The organism is Swingsia samuiensis, from assembly GCF_006542355.1.
In the GTDB taxonomy this organism is placed as follows: domain Bacteria; phylum Pseudomonadota; class Alphaproteobacteria; order Acetobacterales; family Acetobacteraceae; genus Gluconobacter; species Gluconobacter samuiensis.
This window is the reverse complement of sequence record NZ_CP038141.1, coordinates 835,443-849,529: the sequence shown is the minus strand read 5'-3', so window position 1 is coordinate 849,529 and position 14,087 is coordinate 835,443. Positions and strand designations below refer to the sequence as shown.

Genomic DNA, 14,087 nt, shown 5'->3' with positions numbered 1-14,087 from the left:
CGTTGCCTTGGTATCGCTAGGATAAGCCTTTATCAAAGCCGAAGCAGTTGAGCATATTATGACGAAATTATCTTCACTCCCTAATTCTTTGCGTTCGGGCCCCGATGATCGAGGGCGGTTTGGTATTTTTGGTGGTCACTTTGTGGCTGAAACCCTTATGCCTCTGGTGCTGGAGTTAGAAGAAGCTTATCGGGCGGCGAAAGCTGATCCAGAATTTCGAAAAGAGCTCGATTATTATTATCGGGATTATGTGGGGCGGCCCAGTCCATTGTGGTTTGCCCAGCGCCTAACGGAAGAGTTGGGTGGTGCAAAGGTTTATTTTAAGCGTGAAGAACTGAACCATACGGGCTCCCATAAGCTGAATAACGTTATGGGGCAGATCCTCGTGGCGCGGCGTATGGGAAAGAAACGCATTGTTGCGGAGACGGGCGCTGGGCAACACGGCGTGGCGACGGCGACGGTCTGTGCTCTCTTTGGTTTAAAATGCACCATTTATATGGGCGCAACCGATGTTGAGCGTCAGAAGCCAAATGTGTTCCGTATGAATCTTCTTGGTGCAGAAGTGAAGCCAGTTACAGCGGGTGCGGGTACGTTGAAAGACGCCATGAATGAAGCCATGCGGGATTGGGTCGCCAATGTGGAAGATACCTACTTCCTCGTAGGAACCGTTGCGGGCCCACATCCTTACCCTGAAATGGTGCGTGATTTTCAGTCGATTATTGGTACTGAAGTAAAAGAGCAGATTATGGGGCTTGAAGGGCGTTATCCAGATGCAATCGTAGCGGCAATTGGTGGCGGCTCCAATGCGATGGGTATTTTTCATCCCTTTCTAGATGATGAAAAAGTGAAGCTCATTGGTGTGGAGGCGGCAGGCCTTGGTCTTGATTCTGGGAAGACTGCTGCATCTATTTCCCGTGGGCGTCCAGGGGTGTTGCATGGCAACAGAACGTATCTTCTGCAGGATAAGAATGGCCAGATTGAAGAGGCACATTCCATTAGTGCGGGATTGGATTATCCTGGGATTGGGCCTGAGCATTCCTGGTTAAATGATATTGGCCGTGCAGAATATGTCAGTGTAACGGATCAGGAAGCGCTGGATGCATTTCAGGTTTGTACGCGTACAGAAGGTATTATTCCAGCATTGGAATGCGCGCATGGGTTGGCACATGTTATGAAGATTGCGCCTAAAATGGAAAAAGATCAGATTATTGTTCTGAACTTGTCAGGGCGTGGGGATAAAGACATTTTCACTGTTGCACGTCATTTGGGAGTTGAGTTGTGAGCCGTATCCAAGCCCGTTTTTCAGCTTTGCGCAAAGAAGGGCGTGGAGCTTTAATTCCGTATTTACAAGCATACGACCCAGATTATGAGACCTCGCTCGCCCTTTTAAAGGCAATGCCAAAAGCGGGTGCAGATGCCATTGAAATTGGCGTTCCATTTTCAGACCCCTCGGCGGATGGTCCCACAATTCAAGCGGCGGCCTTGCGTGGGCTGAAAGCTGGAGCGACGCTGGCTGGCGTTTTGAAAATGGTAGAAGATTTTCGCACAACGGATCAGGAAACCCCGATTATTTTGATGGGATATCTCAATCCGATTGATAGCTATGGTCCGGAACGTTTTTGTGTGGATGCGGCAAAGGCTGGAGTTGATGGCATTATTGTTGTGGATATGCCGCGTGAAGAAGCTGATCTGCTTGATACATATGCCAAGAGAGAAGGCTTGGATATTATAACCCTTGTTGCGCCGACCACAACAGGAGAGCGTTTGCGCTATGTGTTGGATGGTGCTTCAGGATTTGTTTATTATGTGAGTATTACAGGTATCACAGGAACAAGTAGTGCCTCTCGTGAGCAGCTTGAAGAAGCTTTGCCACGGTTGCGTCAGGCGACGGATTTACCTGTAGCGATTGGCTTTGGCATAACGACGCCAGAACAAGCCAAAACAGCGTCTCGTATTGGGGATGCTGCGATTGTTGCTTCGGCTCTTATAAAAACAATGGCCTCTACATTAACAGCGGAGGGCCATGCGACGGGAAGTACAGTCTCTTCAGTTATTAAGCAGCTAGAACAGTTGGCGGCTGCCGTACGGTCTTGATAAAAGCTCCATTCATAGTGTTTATCGCTATGAATGGAGTGACGGAGAATGGTTATCTCCGCAAGGAAATGCCGAGCATAAGAAAAGATACACCCGCAAAAATTAACTCAAAAGCAATAAATGAGCCAATGAGCCATAAGCCAGACCAAGGCAGTGTAGCAAAAAGTAAAATACCGATAAGCAGAGCAAAGATTCCACTGAGTAGAACAGGCAGCCAATTTCCAAAAGAACGATGTGTCGATGCCCAGATTGCGCGCATTATACCTGCAAATATTAACCCACCGGATAAGAAAGCCGTAAAAAAGGTAGAGCCAGAAGCCGGTTCATCAATCATTGCTCCACCGGCAATGATATAAAGTAAGCCCATAAGAATAGAGAGAACTTTGTTGGTCGTGTTGGAGGACAGAGAGAAAAGAATCTGTGCGACCCCACCAAAAATGAGGATCACGCCAAGGATTACTATGCTGGCTAAAGTTGTTCCGACCATATCAAAGGCGGAGACGAGCCCGAGGCAAATAAAAAATGCGCCTAATGCAATAAGACTACCCGATGAAAGATTAGTCTTTCTTGCAAGTGCATTGTTAAAACTATTGGACATAAAACCTCTTTTTTGACCAAGTGGTTGTTTGACGCTTCATATTATTATGAGATGCAAAAATAAAAATGATCATTTTCAAAAAGTAGATAATTATTTTGGATGAGGTGAAGGGGCTCTTATCCTGCTTTCGTAAAGAGACAAGGCTGGTATAAATTTCAGGCAGTGCTAAAATAGGATTAATATAATGCCTACCTGTTAGGCTTTTGGGATATTTTACCTTCGTCCTAGAGGGTTTTTCTGGAGAGTATCGAAACGATATGAGTTGGTTGACGGATTATGTACGCCCCAAGCTACGTGGATTTTTGCAGCGGGATGTTCCAGAAAACCTTTGGACGAATTGTGATTCTTGTAGCCAGATGATTCTGGTTAAAGAGCTGGAGCGTGCCAAGAAAGTTTGTCCTCATTGCGGGCACCATATGCGTGCAACAGCGAAAGAGCGTTTGGAATGGACGTTTGATCATGGTGAGTACACGACCATTGAACTTCCTAAAATGCCTGTAGATCCTTTAAACTTTAAGGATTCGAAGCGCTATACAGAACGTTTAAAAGATGCGCGTAATAAATCTCACCTAGATGAAGCTTTGGTTGTTGCGCATGGTTTGATCGAAGGGCAGAAGGCCGTAGTGGCTGTTATGGCGCCGGAGTTTCTTTTGGGAACGATGGGAGCGGCTTTAGGAGAAGCTTTTGTTGCGGCGTGTCGCTTGGCCGTTCTTCAGAAGGCGCCTTTGGTTATTTATACGGCATCCGGTGGGGCGCGTATGCAGGAAGGGGCAATTAGCTTAATGCAGATGCCCCGCACAACGATTGGTGTGCAAATGCTAGCCGAAGCTGGCTTGCCGTATATTGTTGTGTTTACAAACCCGACAACGGGGGGCGTATCAGCTTCTTTTGCTATGTTAGGGGATGTCCATATTGCTGAGCCTAATGCACTGATTGCGTTTGCAGGCCCGCGTGTCATTCAGGATACCGTAAGAGAAAAACTCCCCGAAGGCTTTCAGCGCTCTGAGTATTTAAAAAAGCACGGAATGGTAGATATTGTTGCGAAACGTTCAGAGCTTTCTGAGTTGTTGGGGCGTTTAATTGGGCTACTAACCTGCCAGAAGCGTGAAGCCGATGGTGAATCAATAGCTGCTGAATAACGATAAAAAAGAGAGAATACACGGGTGCAGCTTAAAAGTGAGTATCGGGGTCGCCCTGGTGTTGTTCTAGAAAGATTGCAGGAGCTTTTTCCAAAGCTGATCGATCTTTCTTTGGGGCGTCTTGAGCAGCTTTTGGAGAAACTGGGGAATCCACACCATAAACTGCCGCCCGTTATTCATGTTGCGGGCACGAATGGTAAGGGGAGCACATGTGCCAACCTGAGAGCCATTGTTGAGGCGGCAGGTTTGCGTGCTCATGTGATGACTAGTCCGCATCTTGTGAGTGTTACAGAGCGGTTCCGTTTGGCGGGAACGTTGGTAACGGAAGATGTATTGGTCGAGACGTTTGAAGAAATTGAACGTGTGAATGCCGGTGCTCCAATTACAGTGTTTGAGGTGCTGACGGCCGCTGGTTTTTTATTGTTTTCACGTGTTCCAGCCGATGTGGTGATTTTGGAAGTGGGCTTAGGAGGACGTTTTGATGCCACAAACGTTATTTCCAAGCCTGTAGCGTGCGTTATTACACCGGTAAGCTTGGATCATCAGGCTTTTTTAGGGGATAGTGTTGCTGCAATAGCTGGTGAAAAAGCAGGCATCATCAAGAGTCACGTTCCTGTCATTATAGGGCAGCAGCAGCCTGAAGCGTTGGAGGTTATTCGTGCCCGCGCTAAAGAGTTGGATGCCCCGGTATATGCATTAGGGGATGCTTTTCAGGTTTATAGAGAAGGTGAAGAACTTCATTATAAAGATTCTAAAGGGGCACTAGTTCTTCCTCTGCCTCGTTTAGAGGGGGAGCATCAGGCATCGAATTCCGGTGTAGCAATTGCTGCATTAAGAATGTCTGGGTTGAAATTGCCTGATCAGGCATATGCTGGAATTGCACAAACTGTGTGGCCGGCGCGTTTACAGCGTTTGAATGGACATCTGGCAGAGATACTTCCTTCGGGTTGGGAATTGTATCTGGATGGTGGGCATAATCCGAATGCAGGAGAAATGCTTGGGCGTGTGTTGGATCAGTGGGATGACAAGCCAACATATGTGATTGCTGGGGTAAAACAAAGTAAGGATATACGGGGCTTTTTAGAGCCTTTGCTTGAACGCGCGGAGAGTGTGCAGGTAGTCGCAGAGCCGGAGCAACATATGGCGGCTTCTATTGAAGATATGATCGACGCTTCAGGGGATAAAGCCATTGCAGGCCCAACCATACGGGAAGCTCTTTTTCGCTTGGAAAAGAAAAAAGAGAGTGCTGCGCGCGTGTTAATCTGTGGTAGTTTATATTTGGCCGGTGTTGCTTTGGCGCAAGATGGATGGGTTCCCGTTTAAAAACTCCTCGTTGAATGTGCTGATTCTTAAACGCACCAGTGGTAAAAGACGGGTGTGAGTATTTCCGAATCGTCTTTTCCCGTGTCTGACCAAGAGGCAGATGATGGGTCTTTAAGTGCGCTTTTGCGTCGGTCTCCTCCAGCGAATATTGCGGCGGAGCAGGCGCTTTTAGGTGCTATTTTAACGAATAATAAAGCATATGAGCGGGTTTCAGATTTTTTGGAGCCTGAGCATTTTGCTGAAAAAATCAATGGCCGGGTATATGAAGCAATTTCTCGGCGTATTGAACGCGGGCAATTAGCGGATCCTGTTACGATGCGCGCTGAGTTTGAGCACTCAGGCATTTTGGATGCAGCTGGCGGCCCTTCATACTTGGCAAAGCTGTTAACGGCTATGGTCGGGATTGTGAATGCGGGTGATTATGGACGCGTTATTCACGATAACTGGGTTCGACGGCAGCTGATTGATATTGGTGAGACAGTCGTTAATAACGCCTATGGTGGTCGCCCAGATCTTGATGGGAACGACCAAATTGTGGCGTCAGAAGAAGCGCTGTTTAAATTGGCAACAGAGCGAGGTCAGGAAGGTGGCTTTGTTTCTTTTGGTAAAGCGTTAGCAGGTGCAATCTCTGTTGCTGAAAAAGCATTTCATCGCACAGGAGATGTGGTTGGGCTGACGTCGGGCTTGCGAGATTTGGATAAACGGACGGGTGGATTGCATCCGTCTGATTTAATTATTCTCGCAGGCCGTCCTGCAATGGGAAAGACAGCTCTTGCGACAAAAATTGCGTTTTCGGCTGCAAAGGCTCTTTTGCGTGATGCTGAAGATCGTAATGAAAAACTTCGTGGTTCTGTGGCCGTATTTTCTTTGGAAATGTCTTCCGAGCAATTAGCAACGCGTATTTTGTCGAGTGAAGCTGAAGTTTCGGGCGAGAAAATTAGAAGAGGAGACATTGGGCAAAAGGAGTTTGACAAGTTTGTTCGTGCGTCACGTGAATTGCAACGACTACCGCTTTATATTGATGATACACCAGCTATTTCGCTTTCTGCGATGCGGACACGTTGCCGGCGTTTAGCACGAACGCAAGGGTTAAGTTTGGTTGTGGTGGATTATTTACAACTTATGCGCCCTGCGATTGGTACGAAGCCAGATAGTCGTGTTCTAGAGATTTCGATGATTACACAAGGGTTGAAAGCGATTGCAAAAGAACTTTCGGTTCCTGTGATTGCTCTATCGCAGCTTTCTCGTCAGGTAGAATCACGAGAGGATAAGCGGCCAATGCTTTCTGATTTGCGTGAATCGGGTTCGATTGAGCAGGATGCGGATGCGGTTATGTTTGTTTATCGAGATGAATATTATCTTCAGCAGCGTATGCCGAAGGATAGTGCATACGATAGTAATGAAAAATTTCAGCTGGCAACGGAGGAGTGGCAACGGAAGATGGCTCTTGTGCATAACAAAGCAGAACTTATTTTAGAGAAGCAAAGGCATGGTCCTACTGGAACAGTGCAGTTGTATTTTGAAGGTGAATTTACACGTTTTGGTGATTTAGATATTATTCATGATTAAATTATGGGGCGGCTTTAGGCCGCCTTTTTAAATTTAAGGGCGCAAAAAATAAGTAATTCAGCCAATATTTTGTTATTTTGATTTTTATCAAAAACATACTCTATTTTTAATTTGAGTATGCAGATTTACGTATAAAATAAAATTTATAAATTATAAAATAAACTATTGGCAATTTGCCTAAAAATCATCCTTGACGTTGTGGCATAATGCCATTAATTTATTGTTAATCGAAAACACACAGGGTGATTTTCGAGGCAGCAAAAGGATTGATTTATGAATTACGTTTCGCTGCAGTTTGAACTTGTTTCCTGCGTGAAAACTCCATCTTCGGTGTATCCTGTAGCGAAGATGGAGGGAGGAGAAGGTTAAATGTGTGCGAACGTTGTTGAGAAGGAAACTAGTGACACTTCTCATCAGGTTTCATGGGCAAATCAGGTATGTCAGAAAACGTGCTTCTGTCCTTGTCTTGAACCATGTCTTGCCGCTGGAGCACCAACTCTGGGTGCAGAGCGGCTAGTCTCAGGGCAAGCTCCTCATCAGTACGACCATTTAGGACGCCTTTTAGGAGGAAGTCTGTTGAAACACGGAGTCGGTTCGACAGAGCCGTAATCAAGAAAATGCTGGGAGCACGGTCTCCACGCTCTATTTTATTGAGAGTGGAGGCATCAACTCCAAGGAGGCGGGCGCATTCACTTTGGTTGGGAATGACGAGTTCCCTTGCCCAAGCGATACGAGTTCCGATTGCTCGTTGGAGGACGTGTAATGAGGTCGAGCGCTTATATTTGGCCATAGGGTCTTTTAGCAATGGCGCTTTGCCAAATCTAGAAGAAGTTTTTTTTCAAAGAGTTCATGGCATTTTGCCAAATTAAATTAATATGAGATTAAGGTTTGAGTTATGCGGCAGTCACAAAATATTCAGAGAATACAACGTGTTTCTGCGAATGCAATTGCAGCGATGTTGGCATCCGATGGATGGAAGCCTGAACGATATGAACGAAAGCGGCCAAGCGCTGTGCGTTCTAAACCACCAAAGCGTATGGTTGCTGTTGATACAAAAGATAAATTGCATGCTGGTGAGCGTGAATTAATGGAACCATTGCGTGCGGGGCATCCAATTAGTTGGAATGCTTTATGGGGGGGCGATCGTATACCTACATTCCCTACGATGTCCTCTATGGGGAAGCGTGAGCCGTGGGAAGAGGTGAATTAAAATGATGGTACAAGAAATTATGGTTGAAGGTGCTATTTATCCGACGCCTGAGAGATATCAACATAGTGATTTTAAAACAGTAAATGGCGTTATTCGTATCGTTAATACGGTTCAATCTATGTATGACTCAGGTGATATAGGGGATGATGAGGTCAATGCGGCAGATCGTTGGTATCGTGAGTATTTATTCGCTACTGCGGGCATTGTAGAGCAGAGGCCATCAGACGGGCGTTTTAAGGAAAAAGGAGATATTCACACATGGATGTTAGGGCGTGGAAAAAGCTCAGTGAGGATTTCGGATATTCGTGAGCAGTTTGGGTTATGTACGCACGTTCGTTTGGAAATGATGTTGGCACGTGAAATGTCTTTCTCTGCTATGGCTCGTTATTTATATCCTGCGATATCAGCCGGGAGGGGAAGAATGAAGGTGTCAGCTCAGAGTGCTCTTATTTTGGAGCAGTTGGCATCTTTTTATAAAAAACAAACAAAAAAGTAATTTATAATAAAAATTGTATTGAAATATGAATTCGCATTGTGTATATAAGTAATACATTGATAAATTTGTAAAAACCCTCAACTAACGGTTGGGGGTTTTTTTGTTTATTGGGTTTTATGGATAATAATAAAATTTCAGTTGGCGATATTGTCTTTTCGCGTTGGCAAAATGCAATCGTTTTACATGTTGATGATTATGGAGAAGCGCTTGTTTGCCCTATTGTGTATGCTGTGGAAGCTGAGCATAGAGCAGATTATCAGTTTGAATGGTATGATTTGGTTTATTCAGGGTTGGCGCGTTTAGACATTAAATGCCGTGCGATACCTCTGCGGCGCCGGATTAAAGATTTAGAATATGTGGGTCATATCGATTTAAAAATTGTCAAAACAATTAAAGCAATCGCCTTGCGGGAACATCAAGTGCGTGAGCAAGAAATGCTGAATACACGGAAAGGGAAAAAGAGATTTCCGTGTCATATTGTTAAGAAAACAAAAGAATTTGTTTTTCATGCTTAAAAATTTGAACGTTTTAAAGAGTAATATCAGATGGAAAAAACAGTAAAACGCTATTTGCCTGGGCGACGGGTTAACAGGAAAAAGAAATTTTTAGATCTTTTGTCTCGGTCTGGAAACGTTTCTGAATCAGGGAGAAAATCAGGTGTTCAACGAAGCACCCTTTATCATTGGCGTGAGGTTGATAAAGCATTTGCGGAAGATTGGGATGATGCACTGGAGGTTGCCACAGATGTTCTGGAGGCAGAGGCGCGGCGTCGTGCTGTAGAAGGATATGATGAGCCCATTATTTATGGAGGAAAGTTAGTGCGTGATCCCCAAACGGGATTACCCGTGCAAAAGAAGAAATATAGTGATGGATTAATGACGTTTTTACTTAAAGCTCACCGTCCGGCACGGTTTAAAAGTGACTATATGAGTGCTCATAAAACTCCGATTTTAATTAATATTACACAGGATGATAGTGCCCTTTAAACTGAATGAAGCACAAATTAGAGCCAATAAATTATTAGCAGGGTCTGCACGGCATATTTTTTTACGGGGTGGGTCACGCTCTGGGAAGACGTTCCTATTGGTTAGAGCGATTGTGATTAGAGCATTAAAAGAAGCGGGAAGTAAGCATGGTATTTTTCGACATCGATTAACGGCTTTAAGAGCGACGGTTATGCGTGATACATTTCCGACTGTGATGCGGTTGTGTTTTCCGCAAGTCGAGTGGAAAATTAATCTTCAGAATAATAGCGTTATTTTTTCCAACGGATCGAGTATTTTATTTGGTGGTTTAGACGACGATTATCGCACAGAAAAAATTTTGGGTTTGGAATTTTCGACTGTTTATTTAAACGAGGCGAGCCAGATTAGTTATTCAGCACGCAATATGTTGTTAACGCGTTTGGCAGAACGTAATTCTTTGGTGGTAAAAGAATATATTGATGCAAATCCACCTGATACGCGGCATTGGTTATATTCTCTTTTTGAAACAAGTATTGAGCCGAAATCCGGTGCGCCGGTTCTCGATAAAAGCCTTTATGCGACAATGATTTTAAATCCGCATTCGAATAAAGATAATTTAAGTGAAGATTATTTGAATGCTTTGGATATTTTGCCAGAGCGTGAAAAACGCCGTTTTTTATACGGTGAATATCAGAGTGTTGTAGAGGGTGCTCTATGGCGAGTGGAGAATTTCAAACGTGGAGAGAGTGTAAATGAGTTAAACCGGGAGCATATTGCGGCATCAATGGTGCGGATAATTGTCTCTGTGGATCCTTCTGGTGCGTCTGGGCCAGAGGATACTCGTTCAGATGAAATTGGGATTATTGTTTGTGGAATTGATCAAGATGGAGTGGGGTATGTTCTTGAGGATTGTTCTTTAAGAGAGAGCCCAGCGAGATGGGCTGCGCGTGCGCTTCGTGCTTTGGATGAGTGGAAGGCAGAGCGTATTATTGCAGAGCGTAATTTTGGCGGAGCTCTTGTAGAAAATACGATCCGTAGTGTGCGTGATTATGCGCCTCTTAGCTTGGTGACAGCGGCGCGAGGGAAGGTCGCTCGGGCTGAACCTGTTTCTGCTTTATACGAGATGGGAAAAGTGGTGCACCATGGGCGATTTGATGCTTTGGAGGATCAGTTATGTCGATTTTCTGTGAATGGATATCAAGGTTCTAAATCACCCGATAGAGCTGATGCAATGGTATGGGGCTTGAGTGAACTCATGCTGGCCAACAAAAAAAACATGCCCCTACAATGGAACGCGCCGTTTTCATTGAGCCGGTAAATATCACTTCAATAAGAAAATAGGTTGATTATTTATGGACTGGCTGTCTTTACAGCAACGTTACCCCATGCCCAGTGGAGTTTCACCACGCGCTTTGCGGTTGTTGAGTTTAAAGCGAGTACTGAATGGGACACAATATGATGTTCTACCGTATCCTTTCTCTTTAGAGCGTTCTGCTGCGGGGGAGTATATTCCGTTATCGAATCGAAGGCCTGCGGTACGGTGTAATTTATGCCGAACGGTCGTCGATGACTCTGTGTCATTGCTTTTTGGCGATACGCACTGGCCTGATTTGGTTGCGAGTGATGAGCGTGTTGCAGAGGCTATGAATATTTTCGCCGAGCAAACAAAACTGGCATCCTTGATGATGCAGGCGGCAACGTTGGGAGCGGTTGGTTCTGTCGCTGTTTTGTTTGAGGTTTCTAATGGGGCACCAAAGTTATCTGTATTGGAAACAGCGTATCTTACACCTTATTGGGACGAGCATAGTGGTGAGCTGATTAAGGTCGAGGAGCGGTTTATTATTTATGGCCGTGATCTGGTTCGGCAGGGATATTCTATTGCGGAAGACTTATTTGGTGCACAGTTTTGGTGGCAAAGAACGTGGACTTTGATGGAATGTCAAATTGCTACTCCCTGGTTAGTTGGGGAGGAGGGAGGTAGAGAGGATAATTCACGATCGATGCATCATGGATTAGGTTTTGTTCCGATCGTGTGGATTAAAAATCTGGGGAGTTCAAGAGAAGGGGTTCCTGACGGGGAGTGTTCTTTTGAACGTGCAATTGATACCGTAATTGAGGCTGATTACTTATTATCTCAAGCGGGAAGAGGCTTGAAATATGGGTCTGACCCGACCCTTGTTCTAAAGACAGGTAATTTTGTTTCTAATGGACTTGCTCATCAAGGGGGAGTGGCGTCTGCGCTGACGCTTCCACCAGAAGGGGATGCAAAGTTGTTGGAAATTAATGGAAATGCGGCAGGGGCAGTTTTGGCGCATTACCGGGAGTTACGACAGCTTGCTTTGGAGCAGTTGCATGGAAACCGGGCGCATGGTGATCGGATTTCTGCGGCTCAGTCGGGTAAGGCTATGGAGTTAATGTGCCAGCCTCTAATCTGGCTGGTAGATCGTTTGCGCCATTCTTATGGTGAAAGTGGTTTGCTGCCAATTTATCGAATGGCATGTCGTTTTTCGAATGTGTTGGAGCAAGGGCTGAAGCTGGGAGATCAGTTTATAAAAGACTTACCTCTTTGCCGTATGTCTTTGCGATGGCCATCGTGGTTTGCTTCAACAGATCCAGAGTTGAACTCTCTCGTTCAGAGTTTGGTGACTGCGGTTGAAAATGGTATTTTAAGCCGAGAAACTGCGACAAAAATGTATGCTACGGCCTCTGGGAATATTGACCCCGGTAAAGAATGGAATGCGCTTCAGAAATGGGTATTCCACAAGACTTAGTTAAAGAAAAGGAATGTGACGGTATGGACGAAGATGTTGAAGAGCTGCGTGTGCAGTTAAAGCAAGCGCAACATGAGATTGAGGTTAGCAAATCTGAAATTAATCAGATGTTGGCGCAGCGTGAGGAAACTGAGAGAGTTTATACAGAGAAGTTAGCTCAGATTAATCATGCGCGTGATCAGGATGCTATTATGGCAGAGCTTCGCACACAGGCCATAAAGCTTGGGGCGCATAACCCGGAAGATGTAGTAAAGCTGATTGATAAAAGCACACTCACTCGTGATGAAAACGGTGTAATTATGGGTGCTCAGGATGTGTTAGAGCGGGCGCGTAAAGAACGTGCTTATTTGTTTAATTCTCACGCTGGGAGTGGGCGGCAAAGTGGTACGACAGTAAGTGCGCCGTCTCCACAGCCTGGTGAGCCTGTGTCTTTTGATGCGCGTCGTATTTCTGGTGCAGATTATGAAGCTCAAAAGTGGCAGTTTTTAGCAAAAAAATAAGTATTCTAGTCAACTTAATTATAAATTTCATAAAGGTATAAAAAATGAGTATTGAAAATTTTCCTCTTCAATTACAGGCTGCTATTCAACAAGGTTTTTTGGCGCGTGAGTTTGAAAATGGATTGAAATCGCGCCTTGGCTTTCGAGAAGTTGCCGATCGAGAGGTTTTTCCGAACGCGATTGGTGAGACTTTAACAAAGACGCGAAAAAGCTTGAAGGCACCGGTAACTGTTCCGCTTAATCCGACGACGAATACAAATTTTGATAATGGCCTTACACCATCAGGGTGGTCTGTTGAGCAGTATACGTTATCGATCAATCAGTATGGTGATACGATTGATTTAAATATGGTGACAAGTGGAGTTGGTATTGCTTCGCAATTCCTAGCGAATGCTAATACCAATGGTATTCAGGCGATGCAGTCTTTGGATCGTATTGCGCGCAATACACTTTTTGGTGGTGCACAGAATGGTGTCGGGGGGTATTTGGGCGGTAATACGCGTATTATTAAAGAGCTTTCGGCGGAAGGTGATACGATCCAGGTTGATGATATTCGTGGTTTTCAGACGGTTATTGTTAATGGTCGTGTGACACCAGTTGGCTCAAGTAGCGGTATGCTCGTGACGGTGGGGACGAACGTTCATACCCTTATTCAGGTAACAAGAGATATACTGAATATTTCTACAGCTCCGGGTGGTATTTCTGGCACATTAACGTTTTCATCCAGCGTGGCGGTAAAGGACGGGCAGCTTGGCTCGCCTATTGTTGCTGCGACGGCTCCAATGGTTATTCGTCCTAATGGTCGTTTGACAACAGCAGGGTTGCAAGCTGCTTCAGGCAAGCAGGCTGATACGCTGGGCATTCAGCAAGTATTGGCCGGTGTGGCCATGTTACGACGTAATAACGTTCCGATGATTAATGGGGCGTATCATTGTTATTTGGATGACTTGCAATTGCTATCTCTCTTCAGAGATGATGATTTTAAGCAATTATATCGTGGTGCGTATGGCTCGGAAGAGTATCGTTCGGGACAGTTGATTGAGCTTTTAGGGGTACGCTTTATTCCAACGACTGAGGCGCCTCAGCAAGCATCTCTGGGCGCAGGGCCTGTGCATCGTGCTTTGTTGCTTGGGCAAGGTGCTTTGATTGAAGGAGATTGTGCTCTGACAGGGCATTCCGATATTCCTGATGCTGATCGAGCTTTAATTGAAATGGTGGATGGTGTGGCTATGGTTACGCGTGAACCGCTAGATCGATTACGCCAGATTATTGCGCAATCTTGGTATTGGATTGGTGGTTTTGCCCTCCCGACGGATGTAACGGCGAGCACGGATGTGATCCCTACCGCGACGAACAGTTATCTTAAACGAGGCGTCGTGATTGAGAGTTTAGGCACAGATGCATCAGGAATGATTTTCTGAA

The 14,087-nt window shown here is 45.3% G+C and carries 15 protein-coding genes; 13 read left to right on the top strand and 2 right to left on the bottom strand.

From position 1 onward, the window contains the following. The first annotated feature begins 58 nt into the window (after positions 1 to 58). Both trpB and trpA read left to right on the top strand, forming a co-directional pair. Positions 59 to 1,282 carry a tryptophan synthase subunit beta gene (gene trpB, locus E3D00_RS03875; protein WP_141460116.1) on the top strand — a complete coding sequence of 408 codons (1,224 nt, stop codon included), beginning with the start codon at positions 59 to 61 and terminating at the stop codon, positions 1,280 to 1,282. After that, positions 1,279 to 2,094 (top strand): tryptophan synthase subunit alpha, encoded by an 816-nt coding sequence (gene trpA, locus E3D00_RS03870; protein WP_141460114.1) that lies wholly within the window; start codon positions 1,279 to 1,281, stop codon positions 2,092 to 2,094. Before trpB ends, trpA begins: the two co-directional genes overlap by 4 nt. A gap of 52 nt (positions 2,095 to 2,146) precedes the next feature. Here the strand turns inward: trpA and E3D00_RS03865 are convergent, their stop codons facing one another. Beyond that, complete coding sequence (locus E3D00_RS03865) at positions 2,147 to 2,692, bottom strand: HdeD family acid-resistance protein (protein WP_141460112.1); 546 nt, start codon at positions 2,690 to 2,692, stop codon at positions 2,147 to 2,149. 257 nt (positions 2,693 to 2,949) lie between these two features. On the opposite strand from E3D00_RS03865, the gene accD reads away from it, so the two are divergent. The 3 genes from accD (at position 2,950) to E3D00_RS03850 (ending at position 6,723) form a co-directional block, all read left to right on the top strand. Continuing rightward, the gene (gene accD / locus E3D00_RS03860; RefSeq protein WP_141460110.1) at positions 2,950 to 3,831 is read left to right on the top strand and encodes an acetyl-CoA carboxylase, carboxyltransferase subunit beta; all 882 of its coding nucleotides are present in this window, start codon (positions 2,950 to 2,952) and stop codon (positions 3,829 to 3,831) included. A gap of 24 nt (positions 3,832 to 3,855) precedes the next feature. Beyond that, positions 3,856 to 5,154 (top strand): bifunctional folylpolyglutamate synthase/dihydrofolate synthase, encoded by a 1,299-nt coding sequence (locus E3D00_RS03855; protein ID WP_141460108.1) that lies wholly within the window; start codon positions 3,856 to 3,858, stop codon positions 5,152 to 5,154. Between the two features lie 81 nt (positions 5,155 to 5,235). Continuing rightward, positions 5,236 to 6,723, top strand: coding sequence for a replicative DNA helicase (locus E3D00_RS03850; protein ID WP_408909361.1), 1,488 nt, complete (start codon positions 5,236 to 5,238; stop codon positions 6,721 to 6,723). 397 nt (positions 6,724 to 7,120) lie between these two features. Here the strand turns inward: E3D00_RS03850 and E3D00_RS03845 are convergent, their stop codons facing one another. Then, the gene (locus tag E3D00_RS03845) at positions 7,121 to 7,513 is read right to left on the bottom strand and encodes a helix-turn-helix domain-containing protein (protein ID WP_141460106.1); all 393 of its coding nucleotides are present in this window, start codon (positions 7,511 to 7,513) and stop codon (positions 7,121 to 7,123) included. 105 nt (positions 7,514 to 7,618) lie between these two features. On the opposite strand from E3D00_RS03845, the gene E3D00_RS03840 reads away from it, so the two are divergent. The 8 genes from E3D00_RS03840 (at position 7,619) to E3D00_RS03805 (ending at position 14,086) form a co-directional block, all read left to right on the top strand. Further along, on the top strand, positions 7,619 to 7,933 hold the full coding sequence (locus tag E3D00_RS03840; protein ID WP_141460104.1) for a transcriptional regulator: 315 nt from the start codon (positions 7,619 to 7,621) through the stop codon (positions 7,931 to 7,933). A gap of 1 nt (position 7,934) precedes the next feature. Further along, complete coding sequence (locus E3D00_RS03835; protein ID WP_141460102.1) at positions 7,935 to 8,429, top strand: hypothetical protein; 495 nt, start codon at positions 7,935 to 7,937, stop codon at positions 8,427 to 8,429. Between the two features lie 116 nt (positions 8,430 to 8,545). Further along, the gene (locus tag E3D00_RS03830; RefSeq protein WP_141460100.1) at positions 8,546 to 8,944 is read left to right on the top strand and encodes a hypothetical protein; all 399 of its coding nucleotides are present in this window, start codon (positions 8,546 to 8,548) and stop codon (positions 8,942 to 8,944) included. 30 nt (positions 8,945 to 8,974) lie between these two features. Continuing rightward, positions 8,975 to 9,415, top strand: coding sequence for a hypothetical protein (locus E3D00_RS03825; RefSeq protein WP_141460098.1), 441 nt, complete (start codon positions 8,975 to 8,977; stop codon positions 9,413 to 9,415). Then, complete coding sequence (locus tag E3D00_RS03820) at positions 9,399 to 10,712, top strand: phage terminase large subunit (RefSeq protein WP_181441991.1); 1,314 nt, start codon at positions 9,399 to 9,401, stop codon at positions 10,710 to 10,712. The genes E3D00_RS03825 and E3D00_RS03820 overlap by 17 nt, the downstream gene beginning before the upstream one ends. A 34-nt stretch (positions 10,713 to 10,746) precedes the next feature. Then, positions 10,747 to 12,165 carry a phage portal protein gene (locus E3D00_RS03815; protein ID WP_141460096.1) on the top strand — a complete coding sequence of 473 codons (1,419 nt, stop codon included), beginning with the start codon at positions 10,747 to 10,749 and terminating at the stop codon, positions 12,163 to 12,165. Continuing rightward, positions 12,144 to 12,665 carry a phage scaffolding protein gene (locus E3D00_RS03810; RefSeq protein WP_246091490.1) on the top strand — a complete coding sequence of 174 codons (522 nt, stop codon included), beginning with the start codon at positions 12,144 to 12,146 and terminating at the stop codon, positions 12,663 to 12,665. The genes E3D00_RS03815 and E3D00_RS03810 overlap by 22 nt, the downstream gene beginning before the upstream one ends. Before the next feature lie 44 nt (positions 12,666 to 12,709). Further along, positions 12,710 to 14,086 (top strand): DUF4043 domain-containing protein, encoded by a 1,377-nt coding sequence (locus E3D00_RS03805; RefSeq protein ID WP_141460091.1) that lies wholly within the window; start codon positions 12,710 to 12,712, stop codon positions 14,084 to 14,086. Position 14,087 lies beyond the last annotated feature (1 nt).

Excerpts from the sequence above, each read along its gene's own strand:
- trpB (WP_141460116.1), top strand. The coding sequence starts at position 59 with ATGACGAAATTATCTTCACTCCCTAATTCTTTGCGTTCGGGCCCCGAT.
- E3D00_RS03865 (WP_141460112.1), bottom strand. The coding sequence starts at position 2,692 with ATGTCCAATAGTTTTAACAATGCACTTGCAAGAAAGACTAATCTTTCA.
- accD (WP_141460110.1), top strand. The coding sequence starts at position 2,950 with ATGAGTTGGTTGACGGATTATGTACGCCCCAAGCTACGTGGATTTTTG.
- E3D00_RS03845 (WP_141460106.1), bottom strand. The coding sequence starts at position 7,513 with ATGGCCAAATATAAGCGCTCGACCTCATTACACGTCCTCCAACGAGCA.
- E3D00_RS03840 (WP_141460104.1), top strand. The coding sequence starts at position 7,619 with ATGCGGCAGTCACAAAATATTCAGAGAATACAACGTGTTTCTGCGAAT.
- E3D00_RS03835 (WP_141460102.1), top strand. The coding sequence starts at position 7,935 with ATGATGGTACAAGAAATTATGGTTGAAGGTGCTATTTATCCGACGCCT.
- E3D00_RS03830 (WP_141460100.1), top strand. The coding sequence starts at position 8,546 with ATGGATAATAATAAAATTTCAGTTGGCGATATTGTCTTTTCGCGTTGG.
- E3D00_RS03825 (WP_141460098.1), top strand. The coding sequence starts at position 8,975 with ATGGAAAAAACAGTAAAACGCTATTTGCCTGGGCGACGGGTTAACAGG.
- E3D00_RS03820 (WP_181441991.1), top strand. The coding sequence starts at position 9,399 with ATGATAGTGCCCTTTAAACTGAATGAAGCACAAATTAGAGCCAATAAA.
- E3D00_RS03815 (WP_141460096.1), top strand. The coding sequence starts at position 10,747 with ATGGACTGGCTGTCTTTACAGCAACGTTACCCCATGCCCAGTGGAGTT.
- E3D00_RS03810 (WP_246091490.1), top strand. The coding sequence starts at position 12,144 with ATGGGTATTCCACAAGACTTAGTTAAAGAAAAGGAATGTGACGGTATG.
- E3D00_RS03805 (WP_141460091.1), top strand. The coding sequence starts at position 12,710 with ATGAGTATTGAAAATTTTCCTCTTCAATTACAGGCTGCTATTCAACAA.